Source organism: Xanthomonas sp. LMC-A-07 (genome assembly GCF_030208825.1).
In the GTDB taxonomy this organism is placed as follows: Bacteria; Pseudomonadota; Gammaproteobacteria; order Xanthomonadales; family Xanthomonadaceae; genus Xanthomonas; species Xanthomonas campestris.
The window spans coordinates 58,353-71,780 of the sequence record NZ_JARVTF010000013.1 but is presented as its reverse complement, the minus strand read 5'-3'; the positions used below and the strand labels follow the sequence as shown (position 1 = coordinate 71,780).

Genomic DNA, 13,428 nt, shown 5'->3' with positions numbered 1-13,428 from the left:
ATCCACATACGCCGGTCCGCGTGCAATCAGGCGCCGCGTGGCAGGCGGCGACGGAACAGCGAGGAGGTCGTCTACGCGGGCCGGCGGTGGGCAGCGAATCGGCCGTCGAGAGAAGCGTTGAGCCTGGGCCGACGGGCCGCTGCGTCCGGTTGCGTGTGCAGTGGTGTCAAGGGTAATGCGTGTGTGGGGGCGGTGTCCAGCGCTGGCGCGGCTAGAATTGGCGGGGTGATCTTCCGATGTGGGCGAGGTGGCGTGTGTGGTACGTAATCGAAGGCTATGACCGGGCCGATGCCCTGGCGGCACGGCAGCAGGCGCGACCGGCGCATCTGCAGCGCCTGCAGGCACTGACGGCAGAAGGGCGGCTATTGGTCGCTGGCCCGTGCCCGGCAATCGACGCCGAGGACCCGGGCCCGGCCGGCTTCAGCGGCAGCGTGGTGATTGCCGAGTTCGCTTCACTGGAGGCAGCGCGCGCGTGGGCCGATGCTGACCCGTATGTGGCGGCCGGGGTGTATACGCGAGTCGACGTCCGCCCGTTCCGGCGGGTGCTGCCATGAGCCGGGTCGACCGCATCCGCGCCGCGCTGCAGGCCGCGCTGGCACCCGTCGAACTGGAGGTGGTCGACGACAGTCATCGCCATGCCGGGCATGCCGGCGCGCAAGATGGGCGTGGGCACTTCAATGTGCGCGTGGTCAGCAGTGTGTTCGCCGGCAAGGCGCCACTGGCGCGGCACCGTGCGGTGTACGCCGCGGTGGGCGAGATGATGCAGACCGATATCCATGCACTCTCGATCGAGGCGCTGGCGCCTGGTGAGTCCGGGTAGGGCGACCGTCCGGTCAATCCGGTTCTGCCGGGTTGGCCGGAAGCGATTGCGGTGCAGGAGCATGCTGGTTGCAGCTTTCTTGTGATCTCCAAGAGCGGGGCTGCAGCTGCCTGATCACCAAGCGGGTGGTCAGGCTGACGCTCGCCAAGCGCGCACGACTTGCGGCTTTGCCCAAGCGAATCAAGGCGCTGCTGGCCCCGCGCGATGCCTGCAAACACTGACCTGTCCGCTGCTGTCCATGCGTCAGTCGCGGCGTCATCCCGTGGCGCCAACGAGACCGGCGTCGCGCTTCGTCTGTGGAGCAATCGCTGCGGGGTTGTTGCGACGCAGCATACTTATTCACGTATCCATCACTTCTAGATGCTTGATCTGTAAGCGTTTTCACAAGCCCATTCACAGGGGTTTACGCCCCCGTATGAAAACGCTTACAGTCCGCGCCAGATTTTGGGAAGTCGGTCGCGGAGGGCGACCCGAATGGCCAAAGGTGCGGTCACCATCAAAGATGTCGCTCGAGAAGCACGCGTCTCCGTTGCCACGGTATCGCGGGCGCTCAACGGGCATGACAACGTCGCCGGGCCGGTGCGCCAGGTGGTCCTGGACGTGGCCGAACGGCTGCGCTACAGCCCGCATGCGGCGGCACGCAGCCTGAGCAGCAGGCGCACCCAGACCCTGGGTGTGGTGCTGCCCGATCTGTACGGCGAGTTCTTTTCCGAACTGATTCGCGGCATCGATGGGGCGGCGCGTGCGGCCGGGCAGCATTTGCTGGTTTCCAGCTACCACGGCGATCCCGAAGCCCAGGGCAGGGCGCTGCGTTCCATGCGCGGCCGCGTGGATGGCCTGCTGGTGTTGTCCCCGTATGCGGAGCAGCCGGGTTTTCTCACCGACAACCTGCCGCAGGCACTGCCCACGGTCCTGATCAACGCGCATCTACCGGGCGCGGACTACCCGGTGCTGAGCATCGACGACCATGCCGGTGCGATGGCGATGACCGAGCACCTGCTCGCGGCCGGGCACCGCCGCATCGCCTTCATCGGCGGGCCGGCGCTGAACTTCGATGCTCGCGAGCGCTTGCGCGGCTTCCGTGACGCGATCGCCGGCCATGCGGGCGGAGCGGAGGGGCTCGAATTCGCTGGCGACTTCGACGAAGCCTCCGGCCATCGTGCCGGCCTTGCCATGCTGGCCGCCGGGGATCTGCCCGATGCGGTCTTCGCTGCCAATGACATGACCGCGCTCGGCTGCCTGTACGCCTTTGCCCAGGCGGATGTGTCGGTGCCCGACGACGTGGCGCTGGCCGGGTTCGACGACATCCCGCTGGCGCGCTTCGTGCACCCGGCGCTGACCACGATGCGGGTCAGCATTGCGCGCCTTGGCGAGCAGGCGATGACACGGCTGATGCGGCTGGTGGACCAGCCCGGCCACGACGACGGCATCCGCCAATTGCTCACCCCGGAGCTGGTGGTGCGTGCGTCCTGCGGTGCCGGCGAGCCCGGCGCCTGACCCTTTTCGCGGACGTCCTGTCCGCTCCCGCTGCCTCCCCCGCAGCGGTTGTTCCTGCAAGACCTTAGTGCCCACAACAACAAGATATCGATCCCTGGAGGGACCAATGAGCCACCATCACCCCCATTCCGCCAGCCCGGCGCGTAAGCTGCTCAGCTGCGCCCTGGCCAGCTGCCTGTTGCTGGGCGCCGCGCCCGCGTTCGCGCAGAGCACCGCTGCGACCATCCGCGGCCAGGTCACGGTCGACTCCGCACCTGCTGCCCAGGCACAGGTCACCGCCACCAATCTGGCCACCGGCCTGACCCGTACCGTGCAGGTCACCAATGGCGGCTATTCGGTTGGCGGCCTGCCGCCGGGTTCGTACCGCCTGGATGTCACTGCCAATGGGCAGACCACCTCGCAGAACGTCACCGTGCAGGTCGGCCAGACCGCCACCTTGAACCTGGGCGTCGGCGGCGAGCCGGTCACGGCCGAAGGTGGTAACGCCACCACGCTGGACGCGGTGCAGGTCAAGGCGCCGCCGGTGCTGGTGGAGACGCGCACCTCCGAGAACGCCACCTATATTTCCAACGTGCAGATCCAGAACCTGCCGCGTGCCACGCGCAACTTCCTGGAGCTGGCCGACACCGTGCCGAACGTGCAGTTCACCCGTGATGCCAACGGCACCACCAAGGTGCGCTCGGGCGCCACCTCGGCCGAAGGCACCAACGTCTACATCGATGGCGTCAGCCAGAAGAACTACGTGTTGACCGGCGGCGTCAGCGGCCAGGATTCCAGCCGTGGCAACCCGTTCCCGCAGTCGGCGATTGGCGAATACAAGGTCATCACCTCCAACTACAAGGCCGAGTTCGACCAGGTCAGCGGCGCCGCCATCGTGGCCTCGTCCAAGTCCGGCACCAACGATTTCCACGGCAGCTTCTTCTGGGATACCAGCAACGATGGCTGGCGCGAAGAGAGCCCGCTGGAGAAGAAGGCCGGCGTGCGCGACGACTTTGAGGAAACCCAGTACGGCGCCACCTTCAGCGGCCCGATCCTCAAGGACAAGGCGCATTTCTTCATTGCCTATGAAGCCAAGGAATACACCACCCCCAACGTGGTGATTCCCGGCTCGATCTACTCGGACCGCATCGACCAGTTGCCGGCGCAGCTGCAGCCGCTGGTGGCTACCTACAGCACCCCGTTCAAGGAAGACCTGTACTTCGGCAAGATCGACTGGACCATTGGCGACAACAACCTGTTCGAGCTGACCGGCAAGTACCGCAAGGAAGACGAGCTCAACGACGTCGGCCAGACCTCGACCTTCGAGCACGGCAGCGTCAACGGCCAGGAAGAAAAGCGCGCCAACCTGCGTTGGCAGTACAGCGGTGCCAACTTCCTCAACGAAGCCAACCTCAGCTATGAAAGCGCGTTCTGGAACCAGGCGCCGCTCAACGACGGCACCGGCTACGTGCTCAGCTACACGCCCAACCGTGGCAACGAGACCGACGTGCTCGCCGCCGGCGCCGGCAGCAGCTTCCAGCGCAAGGGCCAGAAGGGCTGGACCTTCCAGGACGACCTGACCTTGAACAGCCTGGAATGGCATGGCGCGCACACCGTCAAGATGGGCGTGAAGTTCAAGAGCATCGATCTGGATTCCACCCAGTTCAACCCGGCCAACCCGCAGTACTACTACAACATCCTCTCCGATGTTGAAACGCCGTACCGCGTGCGCTTTGGTGCGCCGTTGACCGAAGGCGGCGGCTCGGTGGTGTCCAAGAACAAGCAGTACGGCATCTACCTGCAGGACGACTGGGAGGTCAACGAGCACTGGACCTTGAACCTGGGTGTGCGCTACGACTATGAAGAAAGCCCGGCGTTCCTGGACTTCGTGACCCCGTCGGATGTGGCCGGTGCGTTGCAGAACTGGCCCAACCTGCAGAACGCCAACTACAACATCAACAACTTCATCAGCACCGGCAACAACCGCAAGGCGTTCAAGAACGCCTGGCAGCCGCGCCTGGGTGCCTCGTACGACCTGTTCGGCGACCAGGCGCATGTGATCTACGGCGGTGCTGGCCGTGCCTACGACCGCAACATCTTCGACTACCTGGCGCTCGAGCAGCTCAACAACTCGTTCAATTCGTATAGCTACTACTTCACCAGTGCCAACAACCCGGCCTGCCTGGGCGACCCCTGCACCGCATGGAACCCGGCCTACAGCACGCAGGAAGGCCTGAACACCCTCACCGCCAACAGCGCCGGCGGCGGCGGTCGTGAGGTCTACCTGATCGACAACAACATCAAGACCCCGTACTCCGACCAATTCAGCATCGGCATGCGCAACATGGTGCCGCTGTGGGGCCAGGACTGGTTCACCGACGTGACCCTGAGCCGGATCGAAAGTCATGACGGCTTCGCCTTCGTGCGCGGCAACCGGCTGCCCGATGGCTCGTTCTTCCTGCCGGGCACCACCTCCGGCTCGCCGACCGACGGCCCGGACGGCTACAGCGCCATCGTGCTCGGCACCAATGGTGTGGAAACCCGCAACAACCAGCTCGCGTTGCAGATCGAGAAGCCCTACGACGAAGAATCCGGCTGGGGTCTGACCGTGGCCTACACCTTCTCCGATGCCAAGGAGAACCGCCAGTTCGGCGAGCACTACGCACTGGACCGCGAGCGCGTCGAAGACTACGGCTGGCGCGAGGCCGGCGGTATTGCCAAGAACCGTCTGGTCGTGACCGGCATCTACGAGCTGCCGTATGAGATCAAGCTGTCCGGCAAGCTTTCGCTGGCCAGCCAGACCGCGCGCTACGGGCAGAACTGCCTGGCCGGCAACGACCAGTGCTACATCGTGCAGTTCAAGCCGGACGGCACGCTGGGCTACAAGGAGTTCAGCATTGCAGCCAATAAAGAATGGGATACCGGTGGCGGTGTCAAATTCAACGTCCGTGCGGATATCCTCAACGTGTTCAATTGGGTGAACTACGCCAACTTTAACGGCGAGACCGGGACACTCGGTGACTTGAACACGGCATACGGCACGCCAACCGGCGTGCTGGCATCGCCGATGCGCACCTTCCGTCTGGCCTTCGGCCTGAACTGGTAAGGAGCACGCGACCGTCCTGGCAGGTGCCAGGACGGTCGAAGTCGGCGCCCGGATAGGGTAGGTTTGCGTGCGAGATGTAATCGATTACACGAGTGGGGGGCGGATGAACAGGGGTAAGACATCGCGTTGGCTGGCAGTTCCACTGATGGTGGGGGCGCTGTTGCTGGCGTCCTGCAAACAGGCTGAGGAGCCCAAGGTGGCCGAAAAGAAGGCACCCGTGAAAGTGATCCTGGTGGAAGCACAGATTCCGCCCAAGCCGGTCAAACCGCCGCTGCCGCCGCTGTTTTCCGATATCGAACGCCGCACCTTTCAATTTTTCTGGGACACCACCAACGAACTCAATGGGCTGTCGCCGGACCGGTTTCCCTCGCGTCCGTTCGCCAGCATCGCCTCGGTGGGCTTTGCGCTCACCGCGTATCCGATCGGTATCGAGAACGGCTGGGTCAGCCGCAATCAGGCGATCGACCGCACCTTGACCACCCTCAAATTCTTCCGCGATGCGCCGATGGGGCCGCAGCGGACCGGTAAGGCCGGCTACAAGGGCTTTTACTATCACTTTCTGGATATGCAGCAGGGCAACCGCTATGACAGCTGGGTCGAACTGTCGAGCGTGGACACCGCGCTGCTGATGATGGGCGTGCTGTTCACCCAGTCGTACTACGACGGTGACGACCCGCGCGAAAAGGAAATCCGCCAGATCGCTGACACGCTGTACAAGCGTGTGGACTGGCGCTGGCTGCAGCAGCGGGCGCCGCTGATCTCGATGGGCTGGTTCCCCGAGAGCGGCTTCATCGACCACGACTGGATGGGCTACAACGAAGCCATGATGCTGTACATCCTGGCGCTCGGCTCGCCCACGCACGGCGTGGAGCCGGATGCGTGGACGGTCTGGACCCGCACCTACAACAACGACTGGGGCGTCTACCAGGGCCAGGAATACCTGTCCTTCGGCCCGATGTTTGGCCACCAGTACAGCCATGTCTGGATCGACTTCCGCGATATCCAGGACCAGTACATGCGCGAGCGCGGCATCGACTACTTCCTCAACAGCCGCCGCGCCACGCTGGCCCAGCGCGACTACGCCATCGACAACCCGATGAAGTGGAAGGACTACGGCGAAAACGTCTGGGGCCTCACCGCCGGCGACGGCCCGCAGAACACCAGCCAGGAATACCGCGGCGAGCAGCGCCAGTTCCGCCACTACTCTTCACGCGGCGCCGGCCTGCGCGAGAACTTCGACGACGGCACCATCGCGCCGACCGCGGCGATCTCCTCGATCGTGTTCGCACCCGAGGTGGTGATTCCGGCCACCGAAGAAATGCATAAGCGCTACGGCGACTTCCTGTATTCGAGCTATGGGTTCCTGGATTCGTTCAACCCTAGCTTCAACTACGACATTCCGCTCAAGACCGGGCGCATGGTGCCGGACCGTGGCTGGGTGGCCAGCGACTACATCGCCATCGACCAGGGCCCGATCCTGGCGATGATCGCCAATTACCAGAACGAATTCGTCTGGAACGTGATGAAGAAGAACGCCTACATCCGCACCGGCCTGGAACGCGCCGGCTTCACCGGTGGCTGGCTCACGCCCGACGGCGAGCCGCAGCCGCTGCCCAAGAAGGACGAGCAGGCCGCCGCGGCGCGCGCGCTGGGCATGGCCGAATCGCGTGCCGCCGCTGCCCAGGCGCAGCAGGACCCGTCGCAGCGGCAACACTCCTCGCAACGCCTCAAACCCGAGTAATCCGTGCGCCTTTTGAAACTGATGATGATGGCCGCCGCACTGTGTCTGGGTGCGGCGGGATGTGAACGTTCCGAGCAGGGCCAGACCACCGTGCGCTTCTGGGCGATGGGCAAGGAAGCGGAGGTGGTGGCCGAGCTGGTGGATGAGTTCGAGCAGCAGAATCCCGGCATCAAGGTGGATGTGCAGAACATCCCGATGACGGCCGCGCACGAAAAACTGCTCACCGCCTTCGCCGCCGATGGGCTGCCGGATGTGTGCCAGCTCGGCAACACCTGGCTGCCGGAATTCGCGCTGTTGGACACGCTGGAGCCGATGCAGCCGTATGTGGCGCGCTCGAGCATTGTCGATCCCAAGGACTACTTCCCCGGCGTATGGGACACCAATCTGGTCGACGGCACCTTGTACGGGGTGCCGTGGTATGTGGACACGCGCCTGCTGTTCTATCGCAAGGATTTGCTGCGCGAAGCCGGCTATACCGAGATGCCCAAGACCTGGGCGGAGATGGAGCAGGTGATGGCGGCGATCAAGCGCCATGTCGGCCCGGACCGCTACGCCATCCTGATGCCGCTCAACGAGTTCGAGCAGCAGCTGTCGTTTGCGCTGCAGCAGGACGACCGCCTGCTGCGCGACCACGATAACTACGGCAACTTCCGGGGCGAAGGCTTCCGCAAGGCGCTGGGCTTCTACGACACCATGTACCAGAAGGGCTGGGCACCCAAGGTCTCCGAGACCCAGGTCTCCAACGTCTGGTACGAATTCTTCAACGGCTACTACGCGTTTTACCTGTCCGGACCCTGGAACGTGCGCGAGTTCAAGCTGCGCCAGCCGCCGGGCATGGAAGGCAAGTGGGGCACCGCGCCGTTGCCGGGCCCCAACGGTCTGGGCGCCGGCATTGCGGGTGGCTCCAGCCTGGTGATCTTCAAGTCGTCACAGCACAAGGACGCCGCCTGGAAGCTGATCGAATATCTGTCCCAGCCGACCGTGCAGGCGCGTTTCCACGCCATCATCGGCGACCTGCCGCCGCGCCGCAGCACCTGGAAGTTGCCATCGCTGGCCAATGACGAGCTGGCGCATGCCTTCGGCGACCAGCTCGAGCGGGTCAAGGCCACTCCGAAGGTGCTGGAGTGGGAGCGCATCGTGCAGGAGATGCGCCTGGTGACCGAGCGCGTCGTGCGCGGCGGTCAATCGCACGAGGACGCCGTGCAGGAACTGGACAAACGCGTGGATGAGATTCTGGCCAAGCGCCGCTGGATCTACGAACAGGAAGGCGGGCATGTCGGCCCGGTGGCCGCACCGGCCACGCCGGCGCCCGCGCCGGCGAACGCAGCGGCTGAAGGAGCTGCCCGATGATGAAGCGCAATTCCGTGGCCGGCTGGGTCTTCGCCGCGCCGTCGATCCTGGTGCTGGGCATGTTCTTTGGCGTGCCGGTGTTCGCCGCGTTGGTGCTCAGCGTCACCGACTTCGACCTGTACGCACTCGCCGACAGCAGCCATCTGCGCTTCGTTGGCCTGGGCAACTACATCGAGCTGCTGCAGACGCCGCTGTTCTGGAAGTCGCTATGGAATACCACCTACTTCGTGCTGCTGGGCGTACCGATGTCCATCGCGGTGTCGCTGGGCGCGGCGCTGCTGCTCAATGCCAAGGCCTCGCGGTTCAAGGCCTTGTTCCGCACCGCGTTGTTCGCGCCGGTGGTCACCACGCTGGTGGCAGTCGCGGTGATCTGGCGCTACCTGTTCCACATCAAGTACGGCCTGGTGAATTTCGGCCTGAGCCACCTGGGCATCGCCCCGATCGACTGGCTGGGTGATCCGCGCTGGGCAATGCCGACCATCATGCTGTTCGCGGTGTGGAAGAACTTCGGCTACAACATGGTGATCTTCCTGGCCGGCCTGCAGGCGATCCCGCAAGACCTCTACGAGGCGGCGCGCATCGACGGTGCCTCGCGCTGGAAGCAGTTCCTGCACATCACCTTGCCGATGCTCGGCCCGGTGCTGATGGTGGTCGGTGTGATCACCATCTCCGGTTATTTCCAGCTGTTCGCCGAACCCTACGTGATGACCCGCGGCGACCCACTGCAAAGCACCGTGAGCGTGCTGTATTTCATGTTCGAGGAAGGCTTCAAGTGGTGGAACCTCGGCCGCGCGTCGGCGGTGGCGTTCCTGCTGTTCCTGATCATCCTGACCGTGACCACCGTGATGCTGCGCTTCGGGCGCAAGAAGGACCTGATATGAGTCGTGATGTCGGCGAATCGCGCTGGAATGGCCTGCTGATCAATGGCGGGTTGTTGCTGCTGGCGCTGGTCAGCCTGGCGCCGCTGTTGTGGATGCTGTCGGTGTCGTTCATGCCCACCGGCGAGGCCAGCCGGTTTCCGCCGCCGATGCTGCCCTCCGCGTTCACCCTGGCCAACTACCACGAGCTGTTCGCCCGCACCGGCATGGCGCGCAACTTCGCCAACAGCCTGATGGTGTCTGGCCTGATCACGCTGGGCTCGTTGCTGATCAACACCATGGCCGGCTATGCGTTTGCCAAGCTGCAGTTCGTCGGCCGCGAGCGCATCTTCAAGATCCTGATGGCCGCGTTGGTGATCCCGGCGCAGGTGGCGATGCTGCCGCTGTTCCTGCTGATGAAGCAGCTGCACTTGGTCAACAACATCGGCGGGGTGGTGGTGCCGGCACTGGCCACCGTGTTCGGTATTTTTCTGGTGCGCCAGTACGCGCGCAGCATTCCCGATGAGCTGATCGAAGCGGCGCGCATCGACGGCGCCAGCGAGATGCGGATCTTCTTCCAGATCGTGCTGCCGATGCTCAAGCCGGTGCTGGTCACCTTGACCATCTTCACCTTCATGGGCTCCTGGAACGACTTCATGTGGCCGCTGATCGTGCTGACTGACCAGGAGCAATACACCTTGCCGGTGGCGCTGGCCGCATTGTCGCGCGAGCACATCATGGACGTGGAATTGATGATGGCCGGTGCGGTGGTGACGGTGATTCCGGTGCTGCTATTGTTCCTGGCGCTGCAGCGTTACTACATCCAAGGTCTTCTGCTGGGGAGTGTGAAGGGGTGAAGCCAATTTTCCTGCGACTGTTTGCCATGGCCGCTGTTGCCACCGCGGGTGCGGCACAGGCGCAGGAGCGCGTGCTCGACGGATTCAACGACATCGCCGCGTGGCGGTTGGTGGTCTCCAACCAGGTCAGCGGCTCGCTGCGCCCGGTAGCAACCACCTCCGGCGGCCACGCCTTGTGCCTGGACTACAACTTCAACGGCGTGTCCGGCTATGTCGGCATCCGCCGCAGCCTGCCGATCGAGTATCCGGACAACTACCGCATTGGCTTTGCGCTGCGCGGCGAGTCGCCGTCCAACGATCTGCAGGTCAAGTTGATCGATGCCAGCGGCGACAACGTGTGGTGGATCAACCGGCCGGGCTTCAATTTCCCCAAGACCTGGACCACCTTCAACTACCGCAAGCGCAACATCGAAAAGGCCTGGGGCCCAGGCGCGGACAAGCAGCTGCGCAGCAGTGCCGATGTCGAGTTCACCATCTACAACAAGGTCGGTGGCAAGGGCTCGGTGTGCTTCGACCGCCTGACCCTGACCCCGTTGCCGCCGGAAGACACCTCGCCGTTGAAGGCCGAGGCCATCACTGATACCGCACCGGCGCTGGAGCAGCGCTTGGCCGATGGCAAGCCGGACACCTTCTGGCTCAGCGGCGCAGTCAAACAGCAGACGGTGACCCTGGACCTTGGCAAGGTGCGCGAGTTCGGCGGTGCCATCGTGCAGTGGGTGCCGGGCCTGCAGGCATCGCAGTACGTGGTGCGGTCGTCCAGCGACGGGCGTAGCTGGCGCGACCTGCGCACAGTCACTGCTGGCGCCGGCGGCACCGATTGGCTGGCCTTGCCCGATACCGAGGCGCGCTACCTGCGTTTCGATCTCAAGGATGGCCCCAACTGGCGCTATGGCATCAAGGAAGTGCAGTTGCAGCCGCTGGCCTTCGCAGCGACGCCGAATGACTTCATCAAATCGCTGGCGACGCAATCGCCGCGTGGCAACTTTCCGCGCGGGTTTTCCGGCGAGCAACCGTACTGGACCATCCTCGGCCTGGACGGCGGCACCGAGCAAGGCCTGATCGGCGAAGACGGCGCGGTGGAAGTGGGCAAGGGCGGTTTCAGCGTGGAGCCGTTCGTCAGTGTCGGCGGCAAGCTGTTGCGCTGGGCGGATGTCAGCAGCGAACAAAGTCTGCAGGACGACTATCTGCCAATCCCCAGCGTCGACTGGCACCACGACCTGATGAATCTGCGCATCACCGGCTTCGTGCAGGGCACCCCTGATCAGGCACAGCTGGTCGCGCGCTATCAGCTGCGCAATACCGGCAAGGACGCGCGCGAGTTCACCCTTGCGTTGGCGGTACGGCCGTTCCAGGTCAACCCGCCGGCGCAGTTCCTCAATACCCTGGGCGGCATCAGCCGCATCGAGCAGCTGTCGGTGGACGGGGCGCAGGTCAACGTCAACGGCAAGCCGCGCGTGTTCGCCGCGCAGCGGCCGGATGCCGCCTTCGCCAGCGCCTTTGACAGCGGCATGGATGTCACCCATCTCACCGCCGCGACGCTGCCCACAACCACGCAGGTCAAGGACGAAACCGGGCTGGCCTCGGGCGTGCTGGTGTATCGCTGGAAGCTGGAGCCGGGCCAGAGCCGCGAGGTTGCGCTGGTCATTCCGCAGACCGGCAGCGCGCAGCTGCCGGCCGGCTTCGATGCCGACAAGGCGCAGCAGCAAGTGGCCCAGCAGTGGCGCGGCAAGCTCGATCGCGTGCGCATCAGCGTGCCGGCCGAAGGCAAGCCGGTTGTCGATACGCTGCGTACCGCGTTAGCGCACATGCTGATCTCGCGCATCGGCCCGCGTCTGCAGCCGGGCACGCGCTCATATTCGCGCAGCTGGATCCGCGACGGCGCCATGATTTCCGAAGGCCTGCTGCGGCTCGGGCGTGAAGACGTGGTGCGTGACTACGTCGACTGGTTTGCGCCGTATCAATTTGCCGACGGCATGGTGCCGTGCTGCGTGGACGACCGTGGCAGCGACCCAGTGCCGGAAAACGACAGCCATGGCGAGCTGATCTTCAACGTCGCCGAGTACTACCGCTACACCGGCGACAAGCCGTTCCTGGAAAAGATGTGGCCGCACGTGCTCGGCGCCTACGACTACATGGAAAAGCTGCGCGCCAGCGAGCGCACCGAAGACAACTTCATGCGTAACCCGGCTTTCTACGGAATGATGCCGGTGTCGATCAGCCACGAAGGCTATTCGGCCAAGCCGGTGCATTCGTATTGGGACAACTTCTGGGCGCTGCGCGGCTACAAGGACGCGGTGATGCTGGCCGGTGCGCTGGACAAGCCCGACGAGGTTGCGCGCTTCAGCACCGCCCGCGACGAATTCAGCGGCGATCTCACGGCCTCGCTGGCGGCGGCAGTACGCCAGCATCAGCTGGATTTCCTGCCCGGTTCGGCGGAACTGGGCGACTTCGATGCAACCTCCACCACCATCGCGCTGGCGCCCGGTGGCGAGCAGCAGCGTCTGCCGCCGGAGCTGTTGAACAATACCTTCGAGCGGTACTGGAAGGAGTTCACCGACCGCCGCGACAGCAAGCGCGAATGGAAGGACTACACGCCGTACGAATGGCGCAACGTGGCTGCATTCGTGCGCCTGGGCTGGCGCGACCGCGCCTGGGATGCCACCGCGTTCTTCTTCAAGGACCGCGCGCCGCAGCCCTGGAATCAGTGGGCCGAAGTGGTCTCGCGTACGCCGCGCACGCCGTTCTTCGTCGGCGACCTGCCGCATGCGTGGGTGGCCTCGGACTTCGTGCGCTCGGTGCTGGACATGTTTGCCTACGGGCGCGAGGCCGACGCCAGCCTGGTGATCGCCGCCGGCACGCCAACGCGCTGGTTCGACGGCAAGGGCATTGGCATTGCCGAGCTGCGCACGCCCTATGGGCGCCTCAACTACACCTTGCAGCGCACCGACAAGCAGCTGGTGTTGCAGCTGCAGCCCGGCCTGATCCTGCCGCCCGGCGGCGTGGTGTTTGCCTGGCCGTATCAGGGCGAACCGGGCAAGGCCAGCATCAACGGCGAGGCGGCGCAGTGGGAAAATGGCGAGTTGCGCATCCAGCAGTTGCCGGCCTCCGTGCAGATCGAGGTGCCAAGCGCGGTGCGGCGGGCCGAACGGGCCACGCAATGAACACGTGGCGCCGGTCGTTGCGGGCAACAACGTCGCGGCGCTATCGCGGCCGGCTCGGTG

The 13,428-nt window shown here is 64.7% G+C and carries 9 protein-coding genes; all 9 read left to right on the top strand.

The window, feature by feature from the left end; all coding sequences use genetic code 11:
- The first annotated feature begins 254 nt into the window (after nt 1–254).
- The gene (locus tag QRM89_RS14260) at nt 255–554 is read left to right on the top strand and encodes a YciI family protein (protein ID WP_042599254.1); all 300 of its coding nucleotides are present in this window, start codon (nt 255–257) and stop codon (nt 552–554) included.
- Nucleotides 551–820, top strand: a complete 270-nt coding sequence (locus QRM89_RS14255) for a BolA family protein (RefSeq protein WP_070691336.1) — start codon at nt 551–553, stop codon at nt 818–820. Before QRM89_RS14260 ends, QRM89_RS14255 begins: the two co-directional genes overlap by 4 nt.
- Nucleotides 821–1,294: 474 nt before the next feature.
- The gene (locus QRM89_RS14250; RefSeq protein ID WP_050911454.1) at nt 1,295–2,317 is read left to right on the top strand and encodes a LacI family DNA-binding transcriptional regulator; all 1,023 of its coding nucleotides are present in this window, start codon (nt 1,295–1,297) and stop codon (nt 2,315–2,317) included.
- 106 nt (nt 2,318–2,423) lie between these two features.
- Nucleotides 2,424–5,402, top strand: a complete 2,979-nt coding sequence (locus QRM89_RS14245) for a TonB-dependent receptor (protein ID WP_285448307.1) — start codon at nt 2,424–2,426, stop codon at nt 5,400–5,402.
- A gap of 103 nt (nt 5,403–5,505) precedes the next feature.
- Nucleotides 5,506–7,143, top strand: a complete 1,638-nt coding sequence (locus QRM89_RS14240) for a glucoamylase family protein (protein WP_285448306.1) — start codon at nt 5,506–5,508, stop codon at nt 7,141–7,143.
- Nucleotides 7,144–7,146: 3 nt separating this feature from the next.
- A complete protein-coding gene (locus QRM89_RS14235; protein ID WP_285448305.1) occupies nt 7,147–8,493 on the top strand; it encodes a sugar ABC transporter substrate-binding protein in 1,347 nt (448 codons plus the stop codon).
- A complete protein-coding gene (locus tag QRM89_RS14230) occupies nt 8,490–9,374 on the top strand; it encodes a sugar ABC transporter permease (protein ID WP_011037350.1) in 885 nt (294 codons plus the stop codon). The genes QRM89_RS14235 and QRM89_RS14230 overlap by 4 nt, the downstream gene beginning before the upstream one ends.
- Nucleotides 9,371–10,207: a carbohydrate ABC transporter permease gene (locus tag QRM89_RS14225; RefSeq protein ID WP_012438197.1), complete on the top strand. Its 837-nt coding sequence runs from the start codon at nt 9,371–9,373 to the stop codon at nt 10,205–10,207. The genes QRM89_RS14230 and QRM89_RS14225 overlap by 4 nt, the downstream gene beginning before the upstream one ends.
- Before the next feature lie 26 nt (nt 10,208–10,233).
- The gene (locus tag QRM89_RS14220; RefSeq protein ID WP_285448304.1) at nt 10,234–13,368 is read left to right on the top strand and encodes a discoidin domain-containing protein; all 3,135 of its coding nucleotides are present in this window, start codon (nt 10,234–10,236) and stop codon (nt 13,366–13,368) included.
- Nucleotides 13,369–13,428: the final 60 nt, after the last annotated feature.

Bases quoted from the DNA above. Each gene is read 5' to 3' on its own strand.
- QRM89_RS14255 (WP_070691336.1), top strand. From the start codon at position 551: ATGAGCCGGGTCGACCGCATCCGCGCCGCGCTGCAGGCCGCGCTGGCA.
- QRM89_RS14250 (WP_050911454.1), top strand. From the start codon at position 1,295: ATGGCCAAAGGTGCGGTCACCATCAAAGATGTCGCTCGAGAAGCACGC.
- QRM89_RS14245 (WP_285448307.1), top strand. From the start codon at position 2,424: ATGAGCCACCATCACCCCCATTCCGCCAGCCCGGCGCGTAAGCTGCTC.
- QRM89_RS14240 (WP_285448306.1), top strand. From the start codon at position 5,506: ATGAACAGGGGTAAGACATCGCGTTGGCTGGCAGTTCCACTGATGGTG.
- QRM89_RS14230 (WP_011037350.1), top strand. From the start codon at position 8,490: ATGATGAAGCGCAATTCCGTGGCCGGCTGGGTCTTCGCCGCGCCGTCG.
- QRM89_RS14225 (WP_012438197.1), top strand. From the start codon at position 9,371: ATGAGTCGTGATGTCGGCGAATCGCGCTGGAATGGCCTGCTGATCAAT.
- QRM89_RS14220 (WP_285448304.1), top strand. From the start codon at position 10,234: ATGGCCGCTGTTGCCACCGCGGGTGCGGCACAGGCGCAGGAGCGCGTG.